Below are 24,807 nucleotides of genomic sequence, written 5' to 3'. Positions count from 1 at the left end.
GAGACTTTCGCCGGTGCCGCAGAGTCGGGGCCGACGAGCGAGACAACAGCTCCCGAGCGGCGCACGCGCCCCGGACGGCGGTACCGCACTCATCACGCGGTGCCCGACCGGAACCGGACGCGGCGCCCGGGAGCGTGACGGGAGAACCGCCCGCATGCTCGAACCAACTGAGCCCAACGAGACTCAGGACCGGACGGAAACGCAGGAGCAGGCCGCGCCGAGCGCTGCCGCCCCCGCCGCCGGAACTGAGAACAACAGCCCCAGTGACACCCTGCCGCCGCGCCGTCGCCGCCGGGCGGCGACGCGCCCGGCCGGTCCGCCGGCCGGCACGGTGCGTGACGAAGCCGCGGAAGTGACCGCGGCCGCGGCCCCGGCCATACCGACGGCGCAGCTCGCCGACGAGGCACCTGCCGCCGAGGCCGAGGAGGAGACCGAGGCGGCCGAGGCCGCCGCCGTGTCGCCCGCGGAGCAGGTGGCGGCCGAGTCGGCCGAGCCCGCTGCCGAGGAGAAGCCCGCGCGTACGCGCCGTCGTGCGACCCGTAAGGCGACGGCCCCGGCCGGTGCGCCCGCGGCCGCCGAGCCGGTCGCCGCGGAGGCGGCGGTGTCCGAGTCGGCCGTGCCCGAGCCGGTCGCCGCCGAGCCCGCTGCCGAGGAGAAGCCCGCGCGTACGCGCCGTCGTGCCACCCGTAAGGCGACCGCTCCCGCCGGTGCGCCCGCGGCCGCCGAGCCCGTCGCCGCCGTCGAACCGGTGGCCGAGGTGGAGTCCGCGGCCGAGCCGGTGGCCGAGGCCGAGCCCGCCGCCGAGGAGAAGCCTGCCCGTACGCGCCGTCGTGCCACCCGTAAGGCGACCGCTCCGGCCGGTGCGCCGCGCGCGGCGGACGAGGCCGAGCCGGCCCAGGCCGCACAGACCGTCGCCGAGCCCGTCGCGGCCGCCCCGAGCGAGCCCGTTGCCGAGGCGAAGCCCGCGCGTACCCGCCGTCGGGCCACGCGTGTGGTGACCGCTCCCGCCGGTGCCCCCGAGGCCGCCGCTGCTGAGGCACCCGCGGCCGAGCCGTCGGCCGAACCCGAGGCCGCGCCCGCGGTCGCCGAGGAGCCCGCGGCAGAGACCGCCGCGCCGGAGGCCGCCGGGCGCCGCACCCGCCGCCGTGCCACCCGCAAGGCCGCCGCGGCCGCCCCCGAGGAGCCCGCGGTCCAGCCCGCCGCTACGGCCGGGGTCGCCGGACCGGCCGACACCGCCGTCACCGCCACCGCGCCCGGCACCACTGGTATCGCCGAAGCCAAGGCCGAAGCCAAGGCCAAGGCCAAGGGCGAGTCCAAGAAGGCCGAGGCCAAGGGCGAGACCGAGGCCGTCGAGCCGCAGGCCCCGGCCCGGACCCGTCGGCGCGCCGTGCGCCCGCCGAGCGCCGTGTTCCAGGCGCCGGTGTTCACCGAGCCGATGTTCCAGACGCCGGAGACCGCGGCCGCCGCTGCCGCCGCCGAGGCGGCCGACGTGGCCGCTGAGGAGCCGGAGGACGAGGAGCAGCTGCGGCCCGCCGCGACAGGTGGCCGTCGCCGTCGCCGCCGCCGCGGTGAGCCGGTCGAGGACCATGTCGAGGCCGAGGAGACCACCGAGGTCGCCGAGCCCGTCGAGGAGGAGGCCGAGGAGGCCGCCGAGGCCGAGCACGGGGACGAGGAGGCGGGCGAGCGCCCGTCGCGCCGTCGTCGCCGTGGTGGCCGCCGCCGCCGTCGTGGCGAGGCCGCCGAGGCCGAGGGCGAGGGGTACGCCGCCGAGGAAGAGGCCGAGGAGGCCGCCGAGGGCGGCGAGCCCGAGGCCGAGGAGGCCGGCGAGGAGGAGGCCGCCGCCGGGGCCGGCTCCAGCAGCAGCCGTCGCCGCCGTCGCCGTCGCCGTCGCAGCGGTGAGGCGGTGGAGGCCGAGGCCGCCGAGGAGGAGGGCGTCCGTACGGTCGTCAAGGTCCGCGAGCCACGGCCGAAGCCCGAGCCGTCCGACGAGGTCCAGTCGATCAAGGGCTCGACCCGTCTGGAGGCGAAGAAGCAGCGCCGCCGGGAGGGCCGCGAGCAGGGCCGCCGCCGGGTGCCGATCATCACCGAGGCGGAGTTCCTGGCCCGCCGGGAGGCCGTCGAGCGGGTGATGGTCGTACGCCAGAGCGGCGAGCGCACCCAGATCGGCGTGCTGGAGGACAACGTCCTCGTCGAGCACTTCGTCAACAAGGAGCAGGCGACCTCTTACGTCGGCAACGTCTATCTGGGCAAGGTCCAGAACGTGCTGCCGTCGATGGAGGCCGCGTTCGTCGACATCGGCAAGGGCCGCAACGCCGTGCTGTACGCGGGCGAGGTGAACTTCGAGGCGCTGGGGCTCGCCAACGGGCCGCGGCGGATCGAGACCGCCCTGAAGTCCGGGCAGTCCGTCCTGGTCCAGGTCACCAAGGACCCGATCGGCCACAAGGGCGCCCGGCTCACCAGCCAGGTCTCCCTCCCCGGCCGCTACCTGGTGTACGTGCCCGAGGGCTCGATGACCGGCATCAGCCGCAAGCTGCCGGACACCGAGCGGGCGCGCCTGAAGCAGATCCTCAAGAAGATCGTCCCCGAGGACGCGGGCGTCATCGTCCGCACCGCCGCCGAGGGCGCGAGCGAGGAGGAGCTGGCCCGCGACGTCAGCCGGCTGCAGGCGCAGTGGGAGGAGATCCAGAAGAAGGCGAAGAACGGCGGCGCCCCGACGCTGCTGTACGGCGAGCCGGACATGACCGTCCGGGTCGTCCGCGACATCTTCAACGAGGACTTCTCCAAGGTCATCGTGAGCGGTGACGACGCGTGGGAGACCATCCACGGGTACGTCTCGCACGTCGCGCCGGACCTCGCCGACCGCCTGCAGCGGTGGACCTCGGACGTCGACGTCTTCGCCACGTACCGGATCGACGAGCAGCTGATGAAGGCGCTGGACCGCAAGGTCTGGCTGCCCAGCGGCGGCTCGCTCGTCATCGACCGGACCGAGGCGATGGTCGTGGTCGACGTCAACACCGGCAAGTTCACCGGCCAGGGCGGCAACCTGGAGGAGACGGTCACCAGGAACAACCTGGAGGCGGCCGAGGAGATCGTGCGCCAGCTGCGGCTGCGCGACCTCGGCGGCATCATCGTGATCGACTTCATCGACATGGTGCTGGAGTCCAACCGGGACCTGGTGCTGCGGCGGCTGCTGGAGTGCCTGGGCCGGGACCGTACGAAGCACCAGGTGGCCGAGGTCACCTCGCTGGGCCTGGTCCAGATGACCCGCAAGCGGGTCGGCCAGGGGCTGCTGGAGTCCTTCTCCGAGTCGTGTGTGCACTGCAACGGCCGCGGCGTGATCGTCCACATGGACCAGCCTTCGGCGGTCGGCGGTGGCGGCAAGCGCAAGAAGAAGCGGGGCGGCGAGCGGCAGGCCGAGGCCGAGCAGGTCGTGGAGGCCGTGACCGAGACCGCCGCGGAGGCGGTGGAGGTCGCGGCGGAGACGGCGGCGGAGGTGGCCGCCGAGGTGGCGGAGCCCAAGGCGCTGCCCGAGCCGGCGTTCGCCCCGGACGAGGAGCTGTACAGCAGCGCGGCGGAAGCGGAGGCGGCCGCCACCCGTGGCCGTACGCGCCGCCGGGCGACCCGCAAGGTCTCCGCCCCCGCGGGCTCGCCGAAGGCGGCCGCGCAGCCGGAGCCGGTCGTCGTGGTCCCGGCGGAGGAGCCGAAGGCTCCGCTGCCCGACGGCCAGGCGCCCGAGGAGGCCCCGGCCGAGGCTCCTGCGGCCGCGGCCCCGGCTGAGGCCGAGGCCCCGGCGGCCGAGCCCGCCCCGCGTGCCCGGCGCCGGGTGACCCGTAAGGCCACGGCCCCGGCGGGCTCGCCGACGGGGGCCGAGGAGGCCGCGGTGGTGGTCGTCGGCACGGCGCCGACGGCGGAGCCGGAGCCGGTGAGCGCGCCCGAGCCGGAGGCCGCCGCGGAGGCCGAGCCGGAGGCCGCGGCCCCGGCCAAGAAGACGGCCCGCAAGGCCGCCAAGAAGGCCCCGGCGAAGAAGGCCGCCGCCAAGAAGACCACGGCGAAGAAGACCGTGGCCAAGAAGGCGACGGCCAAGAAGACGGCGACGAAGAAGTCGACCGCGAAGAAGTCGGCCGCCAAGAAGACCGCGGCGGCCGCGGCCCCCGCGGAGGACTGACCGCGTCACGCCACGGAGCCCGCCCCGGCACCCTGCCGGGGCGGGCTACATGCGTCCGGCGCGGCGCGGCGGGGCCTGCGGCGCGGAGTGGCCCCGCGGCGAGCGGCCCGGCAGCCCCGCGGCAAGGGGGCCGGTTTGACCCCCTGACCGCAGCCCCGTAATCTTGACCGTCGGCGTCTGTACGCCACACCCCTGAGCAAATCCCTCCCGATTCTTCGGGAGAGGCCGCTCGTCCTCACGGATGAATCGGACCTCGCGGTCCTGTGAGCGGCTGGCATCAGAGGTATCCGTTCCGAGCGAGAGAGAGTTCCGCGTGTACGCGATCGTGCGCACCGGCGGCCGCCAGCAGAAGGTGGCCGTTGGCGACGTCATTGAGGTTGACCGTATTTCCACCAGCAAGGTCGGCGACACCGTCGAGCTCTCGACCCTGCTCGTCGTCGACGGCGACTCGGTCACCAGCGACCCGTGGGTCCTGGCCGGTGTGAAGGTCCACGCCGAGGTTGTGGACCACCACAAGGGTGCCAAGATCGACATCCTGAAGTACAAGAACAAGACCGGCTACCGCAAGCGGATCGGTCACCGTCAGCTGCACACTGCGCTGAAGATCACCAAGATCGACGCGGCTGCGAAGTAAGGGACTGAGGAGAGATGGCACACAAGAAGGGCGCATCGTCCACTCGGAACGGTCGCGACTCCAACGCTCAGCGGCTCGGCGTCAAGCGCTTCGGCGGCCAGGTCGTCAACGCCGGTGAGATCCTGGTCCGCCAGCGCGGCACCCACTTCCACCCGGGCACGGGCGTCGGCCGTGGCGGCGACGACACGCTGTTCGCGCTGGCCGCCGGTGCGGTGCAGTTCGGCACCCACCGTGGCCGCAAGGTCGTGAACATCGTTCCGGTCGCCTAGTCATCGCGATCATTCGCGAGAGCTCGGCTCCGTAGAGCGATTTCAGAGGGCGGACCTTCCTTCCCGTGAATACGGGAAGCAGGTCCGCCCTCTGCGTGTTAGGTACTAAGACAATCCCGGATGTACTGGAGGCTCCAGCAATGACCACCTTCGTGGACCGCGTCGAGCTGCATGTCGCCGCGGGTAACGGAGGCCACGGCTGCGCCTCCGTTCACCGTGAGAAGTTCAAGCCGCTCGGCGGCCCCGACGGCGGCAACGGCGGCCGCGGCGGTGACGTGATCCTGGTCGTCGACCAGTCCGTCACCACCCTCCTCGACTACCACCACAGTCCGCACCGCAAGGCCACCAACGGCAAGCCCGGCGAGGGCGGCAACCGCTCCGGCAAGGACGGTACGGACCTGGTGCTGCCCGTCCCGGACGGCACCGTCGTCCAGGACAAGCAGGGCAACGTGCTCGCCGACCTGATCGGCCAGGGCACCACCTACGTCGCCGCCCAGGGCGGCCGGGGCGGGCTGGGCAACGCGGCCCTCGCCTCCGCCCGCCGCAAGGCCCCCGGTTTCGCGCTGCTGGGCGAGCCCGGCCAGGCCGGGGACATCGTGCTGGAGCTGAAGACCGTCGCGGACGTGGCCCTCGTGGGCTACCCCAGCGCCGGCAAGTCGTCGCTGATCTCGGTGCTCTCGGCCGCCAGGCCGAAGATCGCCGACTACCCGTTCACCACGCTCGTCCCCAACCTCGGCGTCGTCACGGCCGGTTCCACGGTCTACACGATCGCCGACGTGCCCGGCCTCATCCCCGGCGCCAGCCAGGGCAGGGGCCTGGGCCTGGAGTTCCTCCGCCATGTCGAGCGCTGCTCGGTGCTGGTCCACGTCCTGGACACGGCGACGCTGGAGTCCGAGCGCGACCCGCTGTCCGACCTGGACGTCATCGAGGCGGAGCTGGCGGAGTACGGCGGCCTGGACGACCGGCCGCGGATCGTCGTCCTCAACAAGGTCGACATCCCCGACGGCAAGGACCTCGCCGACATCATCCGGCCGGAGCTGGCGGCCCGCGGATACCAGATCTTCGAGGTCTCGGCCGTCGCCCGTACAGGGCTCAAGGAGCTGTCGTTCGCGCTCGCCAAGGTCGTGGCCGAGGCGCGGGCGGCCAAGCCGAAGGAAGAGGCGACCCGGATCGTCATCCGGCCCAAGGCCGTCGACGACGCGGGCTTCACGGTGACGCGCGAGGAGGATGGCCTGTACCGGGTGCGCGGCGAGAAGCCGGAGCGCTGGGTGCGGCAGACCGACTTCAACAACGACGAGGCCGTGGGCTACCTGGCCGACCGGCTCAACCGCCTCGGTGTCGAGGACGAGCTGATGAAGGCCGGCGCCCGGGCCGGCGACGGTGTGGCGATCGGAGCCGAGGACGACGCGGTCGTCTTCGACTGGGAGCCGACCATGGCGGCCGGCGCCGAGATGCTCGGCCGACGTGGCGAGGACCACCGCCTCGAGGCCCCGCGGCCCGCGGCGCAGCGCCGCCGGGACCGGGACGCGGAGCGCGACGACGCGGACCGCGAGTACGACGAGTTCCGCCCGTTCTGAGATGTGGGAAGGCCCCCGGACGATGTCCGGGGGCCTTCCCACATCCTGGGTCGGGGCGGAGCCCCGGGGACGGGACCTACGCCGTCACCGACTCCTCCGCACCCGACTCCTGCTCCATCTCCTCCGCCGCGTCGAACGCCTCACGCTGCGACGGCAGCTCCGCGGCCAGACGGGTCTCCATCCGCGCCTGCCGCTGCTCCGCCGCCGCGCACAGGTCCATCGCGGCCCGGTTGAAGCGCACCAGCGACGGCGGGTCGGACGGGCCGAGGAGGTGCTCCTTGAGCTCCGCGCGGGCACCGGCGAGCGTGTCCTGCTCGGGGTGGCGGACCGCCGCCAGGAGCTCCGGGACGGCCGACGCGTCCGGGGTGAGGATCGTGGCCGCGCGCACCGTCGGGAAGCCGGACCTGAACTCCTCCTCCGACATCCCGCTCGTGTTCGCCACGGCGTACGGCTTCTCGCTGCTCAGGTAGTCCGTGACGACGCTCGACACATCGCTGATCAGCAGGTCGGCCTGGTTGAAGCAGTTGAAGATCGCCGGGCGCGGGCCGGTGACGATCTGGTGCTCCCACTCCGGCAGCGACGCCCAGAAGGCGGCCTCCCAGGCGGCCGTCGCCTGCTCGACCCGCTCGGCGCGGCCCGGCTCCGGCGCGCCCTGCAGCCGCATCCGCTCGATCTCGTCCGCGCTGGCCCGGAAGGAGCTGGTGGTGAGGGCGTTGAGCTCCTCGGTACGGCGGGCCAGTTCGGCCGCCGCCTCCGGGCCCGGCCGGGCGCCGCTGCGCTTGCTGTTCGCCTCGGCGATCATCGCCATGATGCGCTGGTTGGCGGCACCGGCCGCCGGCACGACGGAGCCGGTCATCGGGTGCGGCTTGTAGATCAGCCGTACCGCCGGGTCGGCCAGCAGGGCCCGCACGATGTTCTCGCCCGCGAGCATGACCGAGGTGTTGCCCGGGTTGCCGTCCCAGCCCTCCCAGGTGGGGGCGTACAGCACGTCCATGAACTGCGCGGTCGGCGCGCCGGAGTACGGGCGGATGGGCGCCAGCTGCGGGCGGCCCACCTCCACCACGTCGCGGTCGTCGACGCCGATGTCGGCGAGCTGGTAGCGGTCGCGCGCGGCGGGACCGGCCACCCACACCTCGTCGTACGCCTTGGCGTACGGGTTGCAGCTGGAGAGCTTGTCGCTCTCGCCGTGGTTGGTGAACGCGTGCTTGATCGACGGGATGCGCAGGACCTGCGAGGTCTTGCCGGAGTTGGCCGGGTGCAGCAGCACCTTCAGCGTCGAGTGCTCCAGCCGCATCAGGTTGGCGACCTTCGGGATGCACACGATCGGGATGTCCGTCGCGTCGATCTTCTGCACCATGAAGCGCTCACGGAGCACGATGATCGGGTTGCCGTCCAGCGCGGCGAGCGTGGAGAGCCACATGTTCGCCTGGTACGCGGACGAGGTGCCGCCCGAGAAGTACATCCCCACGGTCGGCTGGTACTCCGCCAGCCACTTGTCCAGCCACTCCAGCGCCTTCTGCTCGTTGACCACGCGCTTGCGCGGCAGCAGCCAGGTGGCCAGGTGGAGCGTTCCGGCGGTGACGACGGCCAGGGCGATGCCGATGCCCACGCCGCCCCACCAGCCGCTCTCGGTGACCGCGCTGACCAGCAGACCGCCGGTGACCGGGACGGCCAGGCGCAGCATCCGGCGGCCGTGCTGGCGGGCGAAGAACCGCGGTGGTGCGTCGCACAGCCGCAGCGCGGACGCGTCGATGTTGCGGGTCACGAACGGCAGCTGGCGGGTGCGCCGGACCAGCACCCCGGCGGCCTGGCAGGCGAAGTGCATCACGTAGAAGAGCAGCAGGCCGATGGTGAGCGGCGCGTGCTCGTGCAGCGGGTCGATGCCGTCTATGCGCAGCAGCCCGACCACGATGAACATGTCGCGGAACAACTGCCGCACCACGACATCGAAGCGGATCTTGCTCAGCAGTGAGAGCAGGCCGGGCTGCTGGTGCTGGAGATAGAGGTCGAGCGCGAGGCCACCCGCCGAGGCGGCCACGAGGAGCGGCACGTTGGGCAGGACGGCACCGACGAGCTGAGTGGTGAAGAACACCACCATCGCGAGTAGTGCCGCCAGCTGTACGGCTCGGCGGGAGGAGGTTCCGGCAGAGGGCACGGGGTGGGCTCCTGGCAGGAGATGCGACGGATTGAGGGGTCTGCGGTGTGGGGGTTGGCCACCTGTTCCACGGACAGACGCCTGAGAGACGCCCGGTGTTATGGAACGGGCCGACCACCGACCGTATGACGCCGCGCGGCCCGGTGACAATCTGCGGTGACGCCAATCACGCCGTACCGGATCAAAAGGGTACCGGAGTTCCGCGGGTCGGAATGCCGCGGCGAAGGCCCGCACGACTGACGTACATTTCACACGACGGCACGAGACGCGTACGAACCGCACAGGCGACGGCAGTGAGAGCAGGGGAAACGGGCGTGGCAGCGCAGGACGGGAGTCTGGGGGAGGCACGGGACGAGGTGACCGCGGCCCGCCGGATCGTGGTCAAGGTCGGTTCGTCCTCGCTCACCACCGCGGCGGGTGGCCTGGACGCGGACCGGGTCGACGCCCTGGTCGATGTCCTGGCCAAGGTGCTCGATGGAGGCGACAAGGAGATCGTGCTGGTCTCCTCCGGCGCCATCGCCGCCGGACTGGCCCCGCTGGGCCTGGAGCGGCGCCCCCGCGACCTCGCCCGCCAGCAGGCGGCCGCCAGTGTCGGCCAGGGGCTGCTGGTCGCCCGCTACACCGCCTCCTTCGCCCGGTACGGCCGCCGTGTCGGGCAGGTGCTGCTGACCACGGACGACACCAGCCGCCGTGCCCACTACCGCAACGCCTACCGCACCCTGGACCAGCTGCTGGCCATGGGCGCGGTGCCGGTCGTCAACGAGAACGACACCGTCGCCACCGACGAGATCCGGTTCGGCGACAACGACCGGCTCGCCGCGCTGGTCGCCCACCTGGTCAGGGCCGATCTGCTGGTGCTGCTCTCGGACGTCGACGGGCTCTACGACGGTGACCCGAGCACCCCCGGCACCTCCCGGATCACCGCGGTGCGGGGACCGGCGGACCTCGACGGCGTGTCGATCGGCAGCGTCGGCCGGGCCGGGGTCGGCACCGGGGGCATGGTCACCAAGGTCGAGGCGGCCCGGATCGCCGCGGCCGCGGGCATCCCCGTCGTCCTCACCGCCGCCCGCCACGCCGCCGACGCCCTCCAGGGCCGCGACACCGGTACGTACTTCCACCGCACCGGCCGCCGCTCCCGCGACCGCCTCCTGTGGCTCGCGCACGCCTCCGCCCCCCAGGGCGCGCTCGTGCTGGACGACGGCGCGGTGCACGCCGTGGTCGAGCGGCGCAGCTCGCTGCTCCCGGCGGGCATCGCCGCCGTCGAGGGCGATTTCACGGCGGGCGACCCCGTGGAGCTGCGGGACACCGCCGGACGGGCCGTCGCGCGCGGGCTGGTCAACTTCGACGCGAAGGAGATCCCCCGGCTGCTCGGCCGGTCCACCCGCGACCTGGCGCGCGAGCTCGGCTCGGCCTACGAGCGCGAGATCGTGCACCGCGACGATCTGGTCGTGCTGCACCACTGAGGGTAGTGCCGCCCACGGACCGTTGCCGCCGCACCACCGGCGGCCGCGCCGCGCCACTGACCGTACGGACGGGCGTCACCGATTCGTCACCGTCGCCAGAGAAAACCCACAAGTCCCGCGATTCCCGCACGCCGCCGCAGGTCTTTGCCGGAAGACCTTCCGGAAAACCGCCCCGCGGCCGCCCGCGGGCTGGTCAACTTTGTTGCGGCGGTGCCGCACGTGCGGCGGCTCCGCCGTGGCAGAGGCACCACGTGATCAGGAGGCCGCCGGTGAGACGAGGGCGTCCAGAGGCGCTGCCCCGGGCCGGGGGGACCTCCCGTGTCCGCAGGACCGGGGCGGGGGAGCCCACACTGACCAGCGTCGGGACGGGCGACGACGCCGGCGGCGTGCGCCGCGAGGTCTCCCGGCTGTGGCACGTCACGCTCAGCCTGTCCGGGCCCGAGGCGCCGCTCGCGGAGGTCAGGCGGGCGCTGGAGCGACTGGCCCACGACCACCCGTTCCTGCTGACCAGCCGGTACGCCGGCGACCACGCGGAGATCCGCTACTGGGAGGAGGCGCGCGACCTGCACGACGCGGCCGCGGTCGCGCTGCGGCTGTGGGGCGAGCACCGGTCCACCGCGAACCTGCCGCCGTGGGAGATCGTCGGTCTCGAGGTCATCGACCGGGAGACGTACCACCAGCGGATAGCTGAGGGGTACGGCCCGGCGCCCGCGTCTCCGGTCGGAGCCCACCCCTTCTGACAGCCGCCCGACCGCGCGCATTCCTTCCGCATGCCGGCAGGGTGTTTCCGTATACCGGTCGGCGTGTCTCGAAACGCGGAATACCGGGCGGCACTGCGCCACGGGCTCAGTAGGCTGCTGACATGACCAGCGCACCGACCTCGCCTCTGGCCAACCCCTGGCCCAAGTCTCCGGTCCTCCAGGCCGCCTACCGGGCCCGCGCCGCCGCCACCGACCTGGCCCCGCTGCCGCGCGCCGCCAAGGACGACGCGCTGCTGGCCATCGCCGACGCGCTGGAGGTGCGCACCAAGGAGATCGTCGAGGCCAACGGCACCGACGTGGAGCGGGCCCGCGCCGCAGGCACCAGCGAGGCGATCATCGACCGGCTCACCCTCACCCCCGAGCGGGTGCGGGCCATCGCCGCGGACGTGCGCCACGTGGTCGCGCTGCCCGACCCGGTCGGCGAGGTGGTGCGCGGCTCCACCCTGCCCAACGGCATCGACCTGCGCCAGGTCCGGGTCCCTCTCGGCGTCGTCGGCATCATCTACGAGGCCCGGCCCAACGTGACCGTGGACGCCGCCGCGCTCTGCCTGAAGTCCGGCAACGCCGTGCTGCTGCGCGGCTCGTCGTCCGCGTACGCCTCCAACAGTGCGCTGGTGACGGTGATCCGTGACGCCGTCGGCGGAGCCGGACTGCCCGCCGACGCCGTGCAGTTGGTGCCCGGCGAGAGCCGCGACTCGGTGCGCGAGCTGATGCGTGCCCGCGGCCTGGTCGACGTGCTGATCCCGCGTGGCGGCGCCTCGCTCATCCGTACCGTCGTGGAGGAGTCCACCGTTCCGGTCATCGAGACCGGCACCGGGAACTGCCATGTGTACGTGGACGCGGACGCCGACCTCGACATGGCCGTCGACATCCTGGTCAACTCCAAGGCGCAGCGGCCGAGCGTGTGCAACGCGGCGGAGACGCTGCTGGTGCACCAGGACATCGCCGACCGGTTCCTGCCGCGCGCGCTCCAGGCGCTGGCGCAGGCGGGGGTGACCGTGCACGGCGACGAGCGGGTGCTGGCGCTGGCCGAGGGCTCCAAGGCCACCGTTGTCCCGGCCGCGGTCGAGGACTGGGAGACCGAGTACCTCAGCTACGACATCGCGGCGGCGGTCGTGGAGTCGCTGGACGCGGCCGTGGCTCACATCCGGCTGTGGTCCTCCGGTCACACCGAGGCGATCGTCACCGGCTCGCAGGCCGCGGCCCGCCGGTTCACCCAGTTGGTGGACTCCACCACGGTGGCCGTGAACGCCTCGACGCGGTTCACCGACGGCGGCCAGTTCGGCTTCGGCGCGGAGATCGGCATCTCGACCCAGAAGCTGCACGCCCGCGGCCCGATGGGGCTGCCCGAGCTGACCTCCACCAAGTACATCGTCACCGGCGACGGCCACACCCGCTGACGGCCGCCGGGTTCCCTTCCGCCCTGCCCAAATCCACCGCTCCGGTCTACGCTGATGGGGTGCCGGACGACGTGGGGGGCAGGCCGTTCCCGGACGGCGACGAGCCCGACGAGCGCAGCCACGGGGACGCGGAGGACGCCTTCGCCGCCGTGGTGTTCGACGAGGAGTTCGTGCGGTCGGCCGAGATCCACGAGCCGACCGCCACCGAGCGGATGCTGGCCGCCGCCCAGGCGCGCGCCGACGCGGAGGCATCGCGTCGGCGCCACGGCGCCGCCGAGGACGAGTTCTACGACGACGGGTACGGCCCGGACGGCGAGTTCGGGTACGACCCGGAGGACGACCGCGACGTGGACGAGCGGTTCGGCCTCGCCCGGGACCACGACTTCGGCCCCTACGGCCGCTACGGCAGCGCCGGGCGCCCCTACCGGGGCCACGTCCGCTGGCACCGCCCGGTCGCCTGGCTGCTCGCCGTCCTGATGGGCATAGGCGTGGTGGCGCTCGCCTTCACCGCGGTCTACCGCGGTGCCTCCGGCGGCCGCCAGGACCCCGCCCCGCCGCCCGCGACCACCGGCGTGGACAGCGGCCGCGACGGGGACCGCGAGAGCCCCCTGCCCGCCGCCCCGGCCGGTTCCCCGGCGGCCTCCCGCGCCACGGCCGCCTCCGGCGCCCCGTAACCCCGTGAACACCTCCCGGACCGTCGGCATCCGTCGCGCATCTCCGCGTTTACCGATGCCCTTCCCGACCTACCCTTGAGGTATGGCCCGGCCTGGAGACCCACCCGAGGGGACCCCGGAGGGCGTCCCGGGAGGTGGTGACGACGAGCTCCGATCCGTCGTCTTCGACGAATCGTTCGTGCGGGCTGCCCGCCTCCAGGAGTTCTCGGCGCAGGAGCGGATGGGGGACCACGCGCCCGCGGTCCGCAGCCGCCACGCCTGGTCGCGCAGCAGCCCCTCCCGGCAGGCTGTCGTCCTCGTCGCGCTGATCGCCTTCGCCTTCGCGGCCGCCGTCTACATGGGCATCCAGCACCCGTACCAGCAGCCCCCGCAGCCCGTCGCCGAGCCGCTGCGCAGCACGGTGGTCCCGCTCGCCCCGACCGGCCCGGTTCCGGGCGGGCAGGCCGCGGACCTCTTGCGGCACAGCCCGGCGGCGGCGTACGGCACCGGCGGCGACGGCGTCACCCTGCCCGACGCCCGGCGCACCGAGAACTTCTCCGAGAGCCAGGTGATGTCCGCGCTCACCACCGCGAAGGACTATCTCGTCGCCTCGGGCATCGACCGCGCGGTGCTGACCGGTGACGACACCAGGCGGGTTCGGCTGCTGCTCGACCCGGGGCAGTTCGACCAGTTCGACCGCAGCCTCGGCCGCCCGGCCCCGGACGGCCGGCACCTGGCCACCGGCTGGCTGGTCCGCTTCGACCCCGCTCGGGTCGCGCTCGTCGACGAACCGGTACGGGTGCGCGGCACGCTCGACGTCGTGGAGCGCACCTCCGGCACGCTGGAGGTCACCGCCGACCACACGTACGTGTACGCGGTGCGGGCGGCCGGTGAGAAGGGCGCGGACGAGACCTCGCTGTTCACCGTCCGGCGCGAGGTGCGCTTCCACCTCGACCGCGACGACCTGCGCAATCACCGCGTGGCGCTGGTGGACAGCGCCGTGCGGGCCGGTCCGCAGGCGTGCGCGGCCGACGCGGCCGGCTACCTGCGGCCGCTGCTGGCGGGGCAGAGCGTGAAGGGCGACGGCCCGGCGGCCACCGACCCGTACGCCTCCGGCCCGCGGACCGCCGCGGTCTGCGGCGTACTGGCCCCGGACGCCCAGCCGAGCCCGTCCGAAAAGGCCGAATAGGCCGCGTAGGCGGCTCGGCCGCGAACCGGCGCTCAGGGCCGAGTCAGCGCCTCAGGGCGCCTCGGTGCCGCCCTTGGGCGGGGTGTCGTCGGTGGTGCCGTCGCTCGGGGCATCCTCGGGCGGCGTGCCCGTGGACGAGGTCTCCCCGGGCCGGGGGCCCGCCCCCGGCGGATTCGTGCCGCGCCCGCCTCCGGTGAACCTGTCCCGCAGCCGGCCGCCCAGGTCCCCCGCCCCGCCCGCGACATCCCGTACGAACGCCATCAGCGGGTCCTTGCTGCCGCGCACCGTCGTGGCGTAGTGCGACGCGGACTCCTTGAACGACTCCGACACCGAGGTGTCCGGGTCGTCCGCGCGCCGCGGATAGTGGCCGTCCATGATCCGTTGGTAGTCGCGCCCGGCCGCCCATTTCCGCAGCTCGGCGGCGCGCACCGTGGTGAACGGGTGGCTGCGCGGCAGCACGTTCATGATCTTCAAGACGGAGTCCCGCAGGTCCCCGGCGCGCTCGTACTCGTCGGCCTGCTCCAGGAACGCGTCCACGTTCATCTCGTGCAGATGGTGGCCGCCCGCCAGCTTCATCAGGCCGCGCATCGACGCCTGGAGGTCCTGCCCGACCAGCAGCCCGGCCCGGTCGGCGGACAGCTCCGACTTGCGGAACCACTCGCGCAGCGTCGTCACGATCGCCATCACCGCGACGTTGCCCAGCGGGATCCAGGCGACCTTCAGCGCGAAGTTGGTCAGGAACAGCAGCACCGTGCGGTAGACGGAGTGCCCGGACAGCGCGTGGCCGACCTCATGGCCGATCACCGCGCGCATCTCCTCCTCGTCCAGCAGCTCGACGAGCCCCGTGGACAGCACGATGATCGGCTCGTCCAGGCCGACGCACATCGCGGTCGGCTGCGGGTCCTGGGTGACGTACATCGCAGGGACCCGCTCCAGGTCCAGGATGTAGCAGGCGTCCCGCAGCATCTCGTGCAGATGCGCGAACTGCCGGTCGCTCACCCGCACCGAGTCCGACAGGTACAGCAGCCGCAGACTGCGCTCGGGCAGCAGCCCGCTGAGCGCCTTGAAGACGGTGTCGAACCCGCTCAGCTTGCGCAGCGCCACCAACGCCGAGCGATCCGCCGGGTGTTCGTACGCGCGCGACGAGATACCGGGGAACCGGCGCCGCGACCGGCCCGGCACCTTCCCGCCACCCGGTGTCGTGCTGTCACTCATCGAGACCCCCTTGTGGGCTGCTGGTCGTGGCCCGTCCCCCGCACAGCCCCAGCCTAGGTCCTCGGATCGGGGTGGCTACGGTGGAGACATGCCCCATATGACTGGCCTGACCACCGAACTGCTCGCCGCCAACGCCAAGAACGACGGACCGGGCGTACTGCTGCGCACCATCATCGTCGTCGGCGTCGTCGGAGCCGTACTGCTTGCCTGGTTCCTGCTGCGCGGCTACGGCGGACAGGACTGACGCGGCCCGTACCGGCGTCGAACGCCGCCCGAACCGGGTCCGGACCGCGGCCGCACCCGGTTCGAACCGCGCCCCGGCGGCGCGCCGGGGATCACCCCGCATACGATGTCGCTGACGAATCGCCCGCTCACATCCCGGATAGGTCCTGGCGACGATGACCGCTTACAGCACCGCGCACACCCTGGCCACGCTCGCCTCCGAGGGCGGCGAGCACGGCGGCAACCACGACAGCATCAGCCCGTACATGACCGGCGGCGCGGCCCTCTTCATCCTCCTGCTGCTGCTGTGGGTCACCACGCGCTTCAACCGCGACCGCTGACCCCCGACGGGCACGTCGGGCATACCTACGGCCCCGGTGTTCGACCCGGCGCAGTAGGGTCTGCACGCATGGGAGAGCAGAAACCGTCCGCGAAGCGGCGGCTTGGCGTGATGGGCGGGACCTTCGACCCGATCCACCACGGTCACCTGGTCGCCGCCAGCGAGGTGGCCGCGCAGTTCCACCTGGACGAGGTGGTGTTCGTACCGACCGGGCAGCCGTGGCAGAAGAGCCACAGGAAGGTGTCCGCGGCGGAGGACCGCTACCTGATGACGGTCATCGCCACCGCCTCCAACCCCCAGTTCTCGGTCAGCCGCATCGACATCGACCGCGGTGGTCCCACGTACACCACCGATACGCTGCGCGAGCTGCGCGCGCTCAACGCCGACACGGAGCTGTTCTTCATCACCGGCGCCGACGCCCTCAGCCAGATCCTCACCTGGCGGGACACCGAGGAGCTGTTCTCCCTCGCCCACTTCATCGGCGTGACCAGACCCGGCCACATACTGGCGGACCCCGGTTTCCCCGAGGGAGGGGTCTCCCTGGTGGAGGTACCGGCACTGGCGATCTCCTCGTCGGACTGCCGGGCGCGGGTCGCGGCGGGCGAGCCCGTCTGGTATCTGGTGCCGGACGGCGTCGTGCGCTACATCGACAAGCGCGACCTGTACCGGCACGACTGCTAAGGGGTACGCGTGAACGACGGACAGGACCCGTACGCCCGGGATCCGTACGACCCGCAGCAGCCGCAGGTCTACGGCTACGACGCCTACGGCCGCCCGGTGTACCAGCAGCCGCAGCAGCCGGCGCAGCAGGACGAGTACGGCTACTCCTACGACCCGTACGGGCAGCAGGCGCCCCCGCAGCAGCAGCCGCCGCAGCCGCAGCCGTACGACCCGTACGGCCGGCAGCAGGACACGGGGTACGGCTTCTACGGCCGGCAGCAGGCGGGGACGCAGCCCGGATACGACCCGTACGCCGCCCAGCAGCAGGCGCAGCAGACGGGCCTCCAGCCGCCGTCCTCCCGACCCCAGCAGCCGATCGGCCACGTACCGCAGCAGCAGGACTACGCGACGTACGACGACACGGGGACGCAGCACGCCGACCCCGGCGCGCAGCACAGCGTCCCCGGCGCGCAGCGGCTCGTACCCCCGCAGCGTGAGCGGGAACCGGCGGCACCGGGGCGGCCGCCGCGCCGCCCCGGCCCGGAGCGCGGCGAGGAGCCGCAGGACGGCCCGTACCGCACGGACCAGTTCTCCTTCGTCGAGGAGCCCGACGAGGACTCCGAGGACGTCATCGACTGGCTGAAGTTCGCCGAGACCCGCACCGAGCGGCGCGACGAGCGGCGCCGCAAGACCCGCAACCGCCTGATCGCGCTGACCGTGGTGCTCGTGCTCGCCGCCGCGGGCGGCGTCGGCTATCTCTGGCACGCCGGCAAGCTGCCCGGGATGTCGGACGGCACGCAGGAGCAGGCGCGGCCCGGCGGCCCGCAGCAGCGCGACGTGATCGTGGTGCATCTGCGCGAGACGCGCGGCGGCGACAGCTCCACGGCGCTGCTGGTCGACAACGAGACCACCAAGAAGGGCACCACCGTCCTGCTGCCCAACGCGCTCGCCGTCGCCAGCGAGGAAGGCGGCCCCACCACGCTCGGCAAGCTGGTGGAGGGCGAGAGCTCGGACGCCACCCGCGACGCGCTCGGCACCCTGCTGGGCTCGAAGATCGAGGGCACCTGGCGGTTGGACACGCCCTATCTGGAGAACCTGGTCGAGCTGGTCGGCGGCGTCACCGTCGACACCGACGTGGCCGTGCCCGCGAAGAAGGGCGAGGAAACGCTGGTCAAGCAGGGCAAGGAGCAGACCCTGAGCGGCCAGGCGGCCGTGGCGTACGCCACCTACCGCGCGCCCGCCGAGGCCCAGGCCAAGCAACTGGCCCGGTTCGGCCAGGTCATGCGGGCCGTGCTGAACAAGATGCCCAGCGACGCGGACGACGCGACCAAGACCGTCGAGGCCCTCGTCCAGATCCCGGACCCCTCGCTCACCGAACGGGACCTCGGCTCGTCGCTGGCCGACCTCGCCGAACAGGCCAAGACCGGCGCGTACGACACCACGCTGCTGCCCGTGCAGCAGGACGGCACGCTCAGCGAGCGCGCCACCGAGCGTGTGGTCAAGGACATCCTCGGCGGCACGGTGCGGAACACCGACCAGGGCGGGGTGACGCGGATCAGCCTCCGCAACGCCTCCGGCAAGGAGAGCGCGGCGGGCGCCGCGCAGGTCACGCTGGTGAACGGCGGCTTCACCGTCGTCGGCGCGAGCGCGGAGAACACCGCACAGGCCACCTCCCGGGTGACCTACGCCGACGACCGGCACGCGAAGCAGGCCGAGGAGGTCGCCAAGACGCTGGGGCTGCCGACGAGCGCGGTCCACAAGGGCAAGGGCGCGTTCAACGCGGACGTGACCGTCGTCCTGGGCCGGGACTACAAGGGCTCGGTGGGCTGACGGGCCGGCCGGGCGGAACTCCCGGTGGCCGGCTCCGGGACGAAACTCCTGGTGACGGCCCCGGGACAAAACTCCTGGCGGAGGTGTCGGTGGGGCGTGAGACCCTTGAGGTGTCACGTCCCCGACCCAGGCTGCTGCCGTGTGGGGACCACGGATGACCCTGACGATCCTGACCCCGACCGGAAAGTTCCGCCTGTGACCGCCACGGACCGCTCCATCGAGCTCATCAACGCCGCCGCCCAGGCGGCCGCGGACAAGCTCGCGCACGACATCATCGCGTACGACGTCAGCGACGTGCTGTCGATCACCGACGCCTTCCTGCTGGCCTCGGCGCCCAGCGACCGCCAGGTGAAGTCGATCGTCGACGAGATCGAGGAGCGGCTGAACAAGGAGCTGGGCGCCAAGCCGGTGCGCCGCGAGGGCGACCGCGAGGCCCGCTGGGTCCTGCTGGACTACGTGGACATCGTGGTGCACGTCCAGCACAGCGAGGAGCGCGTGTTCTACGCGCTGGAGCGGCTGTGGAAGGACTGCCCGCAGCTGGAGCTGCCCGCCGACGCCGTCGCCACCCGCGGCAAGGCCGCCGAGCACGCGGCCGCCGCCGGGGACGGTGAACTCAGCTGAACGGCTCCAAGACGGGCCGGGGCCGCCGCATCGTCATGTGGCGGCACGGCCAGACCGCCTGGAACGTGGAGCGCCGCTTCCAGGGCTCCACGGACATCACCCTGACCGAGACCGGCGTGGCGCAGGCGCGCCGCGCCGCCCGGCTGCTGGCCGCGCTCAAGCCGGACGCGATCGTCGCCTCCGACCTGAAGCGGGCCGCGACGACCGCCGCCGAGCTGTCCGCGGTGACCGGGCTGGAGGTCGCGCACGACGCGGGGCTGCGGGAGACCTACGCCGGCCAGTGGCAGGGGCTCACGCACGAGGAGATCATCGAGCGGTTCGGCGAGCAGTACGCCGCGTGGAAGCGCGGTGAGCCGGTGCGGCGCGGCGGCGGCGAGCTGGAGACCGAGGTCGCCGACCGGGCGGCGCCGGTCGTGCTGGGACACGCCGACAAGCTGCCGGGCGGCGGCACGCTGGTGGTCGTCAGCCACGGCGGCACGATCCGCACCACGATCGGGCGGCTGCTCGGGCTGGAGTCCCGGTCCTGGGAGGCGCTCGGCGGCCTGTCCAACTGCTGCTGGTCGGTGCTGGGCGAGGGCGCCCGCGGCTGGCGGCTGCTCGAGCACAACGCCGGGACGCTCCCGGAGCCGGTGCTCGGCGACGACGACTGAGCCGATTTCCCATTCGGGCAGGTCACAGGCTAAGGTTCTTCTTGTTCGCAGCGAGGCGGGGAAAACCCCCGGCCCACCTGAGAACAGCGGGGCTATAGCTCAGTTGGTAGAGCGCTTGCATGGCATGCAAGAGGTCAGGAGTTCAATTCTCCTTAGCTCCACAGCCCGGACGATCCCGTTTCCCTTCCGAGGGGAACGGGATCGCTGCGTTTGCCCGGCGCGCGCCGCCGACCTGGCCAACTCGGTCCGAGCACCGGGCCGCTGGTGCCCCGTCAGGCCCGGCTGTCCCCGCTGACCTGTGCCGCCTCGCGTGGCAGAATCGTCTCCGCCAGTCCACGACCACCTCAGGAGCGCGGTAATGGGGGCACACAGCCGCAAGTGCGACTGGTGCGGCAGCGGCACGCCGATCGTCCGGGACATGGAGCCGGTCAACCCCGAGTACCAGTACTGGTGCGCGGAGTGCGCGCGGGCGCTGATCATAAAGGGCGACCCGATCGAGACCTACCGCGAACTGGAGGGCGAGCCGATCTACGGCCGCCTGCTCGACGAGCACTGCACGCTCAAACGGTTCTACTCCTTCGCGACAGCCTGAGCGCGGGCGCCCGGATCGGCGCCGGACGGCCACCGCGGAACTGATTTGGCAGAAGGCGGGGCTGTCCGTGTAATGTAGGCGATGCCGCCGCGGGGAACCGGGAAAAACCGGGGAAACGCACGGTGCACAGCCTGGGGCTATAGCTCAGTTGGTAGAGCGCTTGCATGGCATGCAAGAGGTCAGGAGTTCAATTCTCCTTAGCTCCACTCCCAGCAGAAAGCGGGTCGTCCGAGACGGACGGCCCGCTTCTCGTTGTCCACAGATGCCCCGTTGCACGCCGCCGCTTCATGCGCTGCGGTAACCTGACCCCATGCGTGCCGTACGCCTTCTGCTTAGCGGGCCGCGCTGATCAGTACCGACCGGTGACACACCAGGTCGGCATCGGCGCGGCGTCCCCTCCTGTGCGAGGGGATTTTTCGTTTCCACCGCTGACAGAGACGATCGATGGAGCTTAGAGGACGATGAGCGAGACCAACACAGCTGCCGAGGTGGCCGCGCCGCACCGCTACACGGCCGCGCTGGCCGCGGACATCGAGGCCCGCTGGCAGGACGCCTGGGACGCGGACGGCACGTACGAGGCGCCCAACCCGAGCGGCGACCTGGCGGGAGACCCCGAGGTCGTCGCCCGGCCCAAGAAGTTCATCATGGACATGTTCCCGTACCCCTCGGGCGCGGGACTGCACGTCGGCCACCCGCTGGGCTACATCGCCACCGACGTCTACGCCCGCTTCCACCGCATGACCGGCCACAACGTCCTGCATACCCTGGGCTTCGACGCCTTCGGCCTGCCCGCCGAGCAGTACGCGGTCCAGACCGGCACGCACCCGCGGGTCTCCACCGAGGCCAACATCGAGAACATGAAGGCCCAGCTGCGCCGGCTGGGCCTGGGCCACGACAAGCGCCGCTCGTTCGCCACGATCGAGCCGGACTACTACAAGTGGACCCAGTGGATCTTCCTGCAGATCTTCAACAGCTGGTACGACGAGACGGCGGGCAGGGCCCGGCCGATCGACGAGCTGGTCGCGCAGTTCGCCTCCGGTGAGCGGGCGACGCCCGACGGCCGGCCCTGGGCCGAGCTGACCGCCGCCGAGCGCTCCGACGTGCTGGGCGGCCACCGCCTGGCGTACGCCTCCGACGCGCCGGTCAACTGGTGCCCCGGCCTGGGCACCGTCCTGGCCAACGAGGAGGTCACCGCGGAGGGCCGCTCCGAGCGCGGCAACTACCCCGTCTTCAAGGCCAACCTGCGGCAGTGGAACATGCGCATCACCGCCTACGCGGAGCGCCTGCTGGCGGACCTGGACGCGCTGGACTGGCCGGAGGCCATCAAGCTCCAGCAGCGCAACTGGATCGGGCGCAGCGAGGGCGCGCGCGTCGACTTCCCCGTCCACGGCGCGCACGGCGAGGGCGACAAGAAGATCACGATCTTCACCACCCGCCAGGACACCCTGTTCGGCGCCACCTACATGGTGCTGGCCCCCGAGCACGAGCTGGTCGACACCATCGCCCCGGAGGCATGGCCCGAGGGCACCCACGAGGTGTGGACCGGCGGGCACGCCACCCCGGCCGACGCCATCGCCGAGTACCGCAAGTTCGCGGCCGCCAAGTCCGACGTCGAGCGGCAGGCCGACGCCAAGGAGAAGACCGGCGTCTTCACCGGCGCCTTCGCCGTGAACCCGGTCAGCGGGGCCCCGGTGCCGGTCTTCATCGCCGACTACGTCCTGATGGGCTACGGCACCGGCGCGATCATGGCCGTCCCGGCGCACGACAGCCGCGACTTCGCCTTCGCGCGCGCCTTCGAACTGCCGATGCGCTGTGTCGTGGAGCCTTCCGACGGCCGCGGCACCGACCCGTCGGTGTGGGAGGACGCCTTCGACTCGTACGAGGCGAAGATCATCAACTCCTCCGGCGACACGATCTCGCTGGACGGCCTGGTGGTCCCCGACGCCAAGGTGAAGATCACCGCTTGGCTGGAGGCCCAGGGCATCGGCGAAGGTACCGTCAACTACCGGCTGCGCGACTGGCTGTTCAGCCGCCAGCGCTACTGGGGCGAGCCCTTCCCGATCGTGTACGACGAGGACGGCGTCGCCCACGCGCTGCCCGAGTCGATGCTGCCGCTGGAACTGCCCGAGGTCGAGGACTACTCCCCGCGCACCTTCGACCCGGACGACGCCGACACCTCCCCGGAGACCCCGCTGTCCCGGAACGAGGACTGGGTCAACGTCGAGCTGGACCTGGGCGACGGTGTGAAGCGCTACCGCCGCGAGACCAACACCATGCCCAACTGGGCCGGCTCCTGCTGGTACGAACTGCGCTACCTGGACCCGCACAACAGCGAGCGGCTGGCCGACCCGGAGACCGAGCGCTACTGGATGGGCCCGCGGGAGGGGCAGCCGCACGGCGGCGTCGACCTGTACGTGGGCGGCGCCGAGCACGCCGTGCTGCACCTGCTGTACGCCCGCTTCTGGTCCAAGGTGCTGTTCGACCTGGGCCACGTCTCGTCGGCCGAGCCGTTCCACAAGCTGTACAACCAGGGCATGATCCAGGCGTACGTCTACCGGGACGGCCGCGGCATCCCGGTGCCGGCGGCCGAGGTGGAGGAGCGCGACGGCGGCTACTTCTACGAGGGCGAGAAGGTCAGCCGCCTGCTGGGCAAGATGGGCAAGTCCCTGAAGAACTCGGTCACGCCGGACGAGATCTGCGCCGAGTACGGGGCCGACACGCTGCGCCTGTACGAGATGGCGATGGGCCCGCTGGACGTGTCGCGGCCGTGGGACACCCGCGCGGTCGTCGGCCAGTACCGGCTGCTGCAGCGGCTGTGGCGCAACGTCGTGGACGAGAACACCGGCGAGGTCACCGTCGTCGACACCGAGCCGGACGAGGCGACGCTGCGCGCCCTGCACAAGGCGATCGACGGCGTCCGGCAGGACATGGCGGGGCTGCGCTTCAACACCGCCATTGCCAAGGTCACCGAGCTGAACAACCACGTCACCAAGGTGCGCGAGGTGCCGCGTTCGGTCGCCGAGCAGATGGTGCTGCTGGCCGCGCCGCTGGCCCCGCATATCGCCGAGGAGCTGTGGCGGCGGCTGGGGCACCAGGACTCGGTGGTGCACCGGGAGTTCCCGGTCGCCGATCCGGCGTACGTGGTGGACGAGACCGTGACCTGCGTCGTTCAGATCAAGGGCAAGGTCAAGGCGCGGCTGGAGGTCGCCCCGTCGATCGCGGACGAGGAGCTGGAGAAGCTGGCGCTGGCCGACCCGGCGGTGGTGGCGGCACTGGACGGCGCGGGCATCCGCAAGGTGATCGTGCGGGCGCCGAAGCTGGTCAACATCGTCCCGGCGTAAGCCACTGCCTCTGCCTCAGGGCCCCTTAGGGGCTGGTTTCCGGGCGGGTTGCGGGTTCTGCGGAACTCGCGACCCGCCCGCCGCCGTTTACCGTGGGAAGACGTACGCCGACTGCGAGGGGACCTCCATGGGGACCGCGATCCTGATCCTGGTGCTGTTCTTCGTCGCGCTCGTCGGGCTGGGGGTGTACGTGGGCGTCAAGGCCGTCCGCGCGGCCAAGCGCGGCGTGGACCGCACGATCACGCAGGCGCGGCGCACGGTCGAGGAGACGACCCTGCGGGCGAAGAGCTACGGCCAGCCGGGGCCGGCGGGGGAGCTGGCGCAGCTGCGGCTGTCCTTGCGTACGTCGATGCGGGCCACCCGGGAGGCGCTGGACGCGGGTGCGGCGGAGGACGCCTCGCTCAAGGAGTCGCTCGCGCTCTTCGAGCGGCTCAGCAGTCACGAGCGGGAGCTGGACGAGGAGCTGAAGCGGGCGGAGCGGGAGCCCGACAAGGGGCGGATCGCGGCCGTGCTGCCGGAGCTGCGCGAGCGCACGGAGCGGATCACGCACGCGGCCGACTCGCTGCGCTGGGCGGTGCAGGAGCGGGGTCGGCGGTTCGCCGAGGACGACCTGGCCGATCTGGGGCGGCAGATCGAGATGGAGGCCGGGGCGCTGCGGCACTGGGCCCCGGCGTCGGACGATCCCGCGCGCGGACCGGCGGAACCGCTTCCGGGAGACGGGGCGCAGGCCGGCCCTGGAGCGCGGGCGCGGGCGGGCGGGGGAGACGGGGCGCAGGCCGGTCCGCGCGCGGGTGGACAGGCCGGTGCGGGCGCCGGTGCGGGGGAGCCGCCCGCGATCGATGTGCCGCCGGAGCAGCCCTGGCAGTCGGGCGCCGCATGGCAGGAACCCTGGCGCAAGACGGCTCGCCCCGAAGGCCATGGCTGAGCGGCATGGCCTGCGGAGCGGGCGCGCGGAGGGGCGGAGGACGGGCACACGGATGGGCGGGAAGGCCATGGCCGGGACATGCGCATGAGCGGTACGGTGGGCAGCGAAGCGGACGCCCGCCCTCCGGGCGGAGGGCCCGCGCTGT

At 72.5% G+C, this 24,807-nt stretch carries 20 protein-coding genes and 2 tRNA genes; 20 read left to right on the top strand and 2 right to left on the bottom strand.

Features of this window, described 5'->3' with window-relative positions; translation table 11 throughout:
- The first annotated feature begins 154 nt into the window (after positions 1–154).
- The 4 genes from Q3Y56_RS10570 (at position 155) to obgE (ending at position 6,645) form a co-directional block, all read left to right on the top strand.
- Entirely contained in the window at positions 155–4,165 is a 4,011-nt protein-coding gene (locus Q3Y56_RS10570) for an Rne/Rng family ribonuclease (RefSeq protein ID WP_304461698.1), read from the top strand.
- A gap of 313 nt (positions 4,166–4,478) precedes the next feature.
- Positions 4,479–4,799, top strand: coding sequence for a 50S ribosomal protein L21 (gene rplU / locus Q3Y56_RS10565; protein ID WP_304461697.1), 321 nt, complete (start codon positions 4,479–4,481; stop codon positions 4,797–4,799).
- A gap of 14 nt (positions 4,800–4,813) precedes the next feature.
- Positions 4,814–5,068 carry a 50S ribosomal protein L27 gene (gene rpmA, locus Q3Y56_RS10560; RefSeq protein ID WP_135337820.1) on the top strand — a complete coding sequence of 85 codons (255 nt, stop codon included), beginning with the start codon at positions 4,814–4,816 and terminating at the stop codon, positions 5,066–5,068.
- Positions 5,069–5,208: 140 nt separating this feature from the next.
- Entirely contained in the window at positions 5,209–6,645 is a 1,437-nt protein-coding gene (gene obgE / locus Q3Y56_RS10555) for a GTPase ObgE (protein ID WP_304461696.1), read from the top strand.
- A gap of 76 nt (positions 6,646–6,721) precedes the next feature.
- Here obgE and Q3Y56_RS10550 read toward each other — a convergent pair whose 3' ends face one another.
- On the bottom strand, positions 6,722–8,800 hold the full coding sequence (locus Q3Y56_RS10550) for a hypothetical protein (RefSeq protein WP_304461695.1): 2,079 nt from the start codon (positions 8,798–8,800) through the stop codon (positions 6,722–6,724).
- Positions 8,801–9,177: 377 nt separating this feature from the next.
- Between Q3Y56_RS10550 and proB the strand changes: the two genes are divergently transcribed.
- The 5 genes from proB to Q3Y56_RS10525 all read left to right on the top strand — a co-directional run bounded on the left by proB (position 9,178) and on the right by Q3Y56_RS10525 (position 14,266).
- Positions 9,178–10,263, top strand: a complete 1,086-nt coding sequence (gene proB / locus Q3Y56_RS10545) for a glutamate 5-kinase (RefSeq protein WP_304465543.1) — start codon at positions 9,178–9,180, stop codon at positions 10,261–10,263.
- A gap of 269 nt (positions 10,264–10,532) precedes the next feature.
- Positions 10,533–11,003 (top strand): hypothetical protein, encoded by a 471-nt coding sequence (locus tag Q3Y56_RS10540; RefSeq protein ID WP_369696731.1) that lies wholly within the window; start codon positions 10,533–10,535, stop codon positions 11,001–11,003.
- A gap of 122 nt (positions 11,004–11,125) precedes the next feature.
- On the top strand, positions 11,126–12,424 hold the full coding sequence (locus tag Q3Y56_RS10535) for a glutamate-5-semialdehyde dehydrogenase (RefSeq protein ID WP_304461694.1): 1,299 nt from the start codon (positions 11,126–11,128) through the stop codon (positions 12,422–12,424).
- 59 nt (positions 12,425–12,483) lie between these two features.
- Positions 12,484–13,098, top strand: a complete 615-nt coding sequence (locus tag Q3Y56_RS10530; RefSeq protein WP_304461693.1) for a hypothetical protein — start codon at positions 12,484–12,486, stop codon at positions 13,096–13,098.
- A gap of 82 nt (positions 13,099–13,180) precedes the next feature.
- Complete coding sequence (locus Q3Y56_RS10525; RefSeq protein WP_304461692.1) at positions 13,181–14,266, top strand: hypothetical protein; 1,086 nt, start codon at positions 13,181–13,183, stop codon at positions 14,264–14,266.
- A 51-nt stretch (positions 14,267–14,317) separates the two neighbouring features.
- Here Q3Y56_RS10525 and Q3Y56_RS10520 read toward each other — a convergent pair whose 3' ends face one another.
- Complete coding sequence (locus Q3Y56_RS10520) at positions 14,318–15,481, bottom strand: M48 family metallopeptidase (protein WP_304461691.1); 1,164 nt, start codon at positions 15,479–15,481, stop codon at positions 14,318–14,320.
- An 88-nt stretch (positions 15,482–15,569) separates the two neighbouring features.
- Between Q3Y56_RS10520 and Q3Y56_RS10515 the strand changes: the two genes are divergently transcribed.
- The 11 genes from Q3Y56_RS10515 (at position 15,570) to Q3Y56_RS10465 (ending at position 24,662) form a co-directional block, all read left to right on the top strand.
- Positions 15,570–15,725 carry a hypothetical protein gene (locus Q3Y56_RS10515; protein ID WP_304461690.1) on the top strand — a complete coding sequence of 52 codons (156 nt, stop codon included), beginning with the start codon at positions 15,570–15,572 and terminating at the stop codon, positions 15,723–15,725.
- 154 nt (positions 15,726–15,879) lie between these two features.
- The gene (locus Q3Y56_RS10510; RefSeq protein WP_304461689.1) at positions 15,880–16,044 is read left to right on the top strand and encodes a hypothetical protein; all 165 of its coding nucleotides are present in this window, start codon (positions 15,880–15,882) and stop codon (positions 16,042–16,044) included.
- Positions 16,045–16,112: 68 nt separating this feature from the next.
- Positions 16,113–16,724: a nicotinate-nucleotide adenylyltransferase gene (gene nadD, locus Q3Y56_RS10505; RefSeq protein WP_304461688.1), complete on the top strand. Its 612-nt coding sequence runs from the start codon at positions 16,113–16,115 to the stop codon at positions 16,722–16,724.
- A 9-nt stretch (positions 16,725–16,733) separates the two neighbouring features.
- Positions 16,734–18,533 (top strand): LCP family protein, encoded by a 1,800-nt coding sequence (locus Q3Y56_RS10500; protein ID WP_304461687.1) that lies wholly within the window; start codon positions 16,734–16,736, stop codon positions 18,531–18,533.
- Between the two features lie 195 nt (positions 18,534–18,728).
- Positions 18,729–19,154: a ribosome silencing factor gene (rsfS, locus tag Q3Y56_RS10495; RefSeq protein WP_304461686.1), complete on the top strand. Its 426-nt coding sequence runs from the start codon at positions 18,729–18,731 to the stop codon at positions 19,152–19,154.
- A 35-nt stretch (positions 19,155–19,189) separates the two neighbouring features.
- A complete protein-coding gene (locus tag Q3Y56_RS10490; RefSeq protein ID WP_304461685.1) occupies positions 19,190–19,804 on the top strand; it encodes a histidine phosphatase family protein in 615 nt (204 codons plus the stop codon).
- An 88-nt stretch (positions 19,805–19,892) separates the two neighbouring features.
- Positions 19,893–19,965, top strand: a tRNA-Ala gene (locus Q3Y56_RS10485).
- Between the two features lie 197 nt (positions 19,966–20,162).
- Entirely contained in the window at positions 20,163–20,396 is a 234-nt protein-coding gene (locus tag Q3Y56_RS10480; RefSeq protein WP_304461684.1) for a hypothetical protein, read from the top strand.
- A 133-nt stretch (positions 20,397–20,529) separates the two neighbouring features.
- Positions 20,530–20,602: transfer RNA gene (locus tag Q3Y56_RS10475), tRNA-Ala, on the top strand.
- A gap of 255 nt (positions 20,603–20,857) precedes the next feature.
- Positions 20,858–23,737, top strand: a complete 2,880-nt coding sequence (gene leuS, locus Q3Y56_RS10470; protein ID WP_304461683.1) for a leucine--tRNA ligase — start codon at positions 20,858–20,860, stop codon at positions 23,735–23,737.
- Positions 23,738–23,864: 127 nt separating this feature from the next.
- Complete coding sequence (locus Q3Y56_RS10465; RefSeq protein WP_304461682.1) at positions 23,865–24,662, top strand: hypothetical protein; 798 nt, start codon at positions 23,865–23,867, stop codon at positions 24,660–24,662.
- Positions 24,663–24,807 lie beyond the last annotated feature (145 nt).

This window comes from Streptomyces sp. XD-27, assembly GCF_030553055.1.
Lineage (GTDB): Bacteria > Actinomycetota > Actinomycetes > Streptomycetales > Streptomycetaceae > Streptomyces.
The sequence above is the reverse complement of the archived record's forward strand: the minus strand, read 5'-3'. Positions and strand labels throughout refer to the sequence as shown.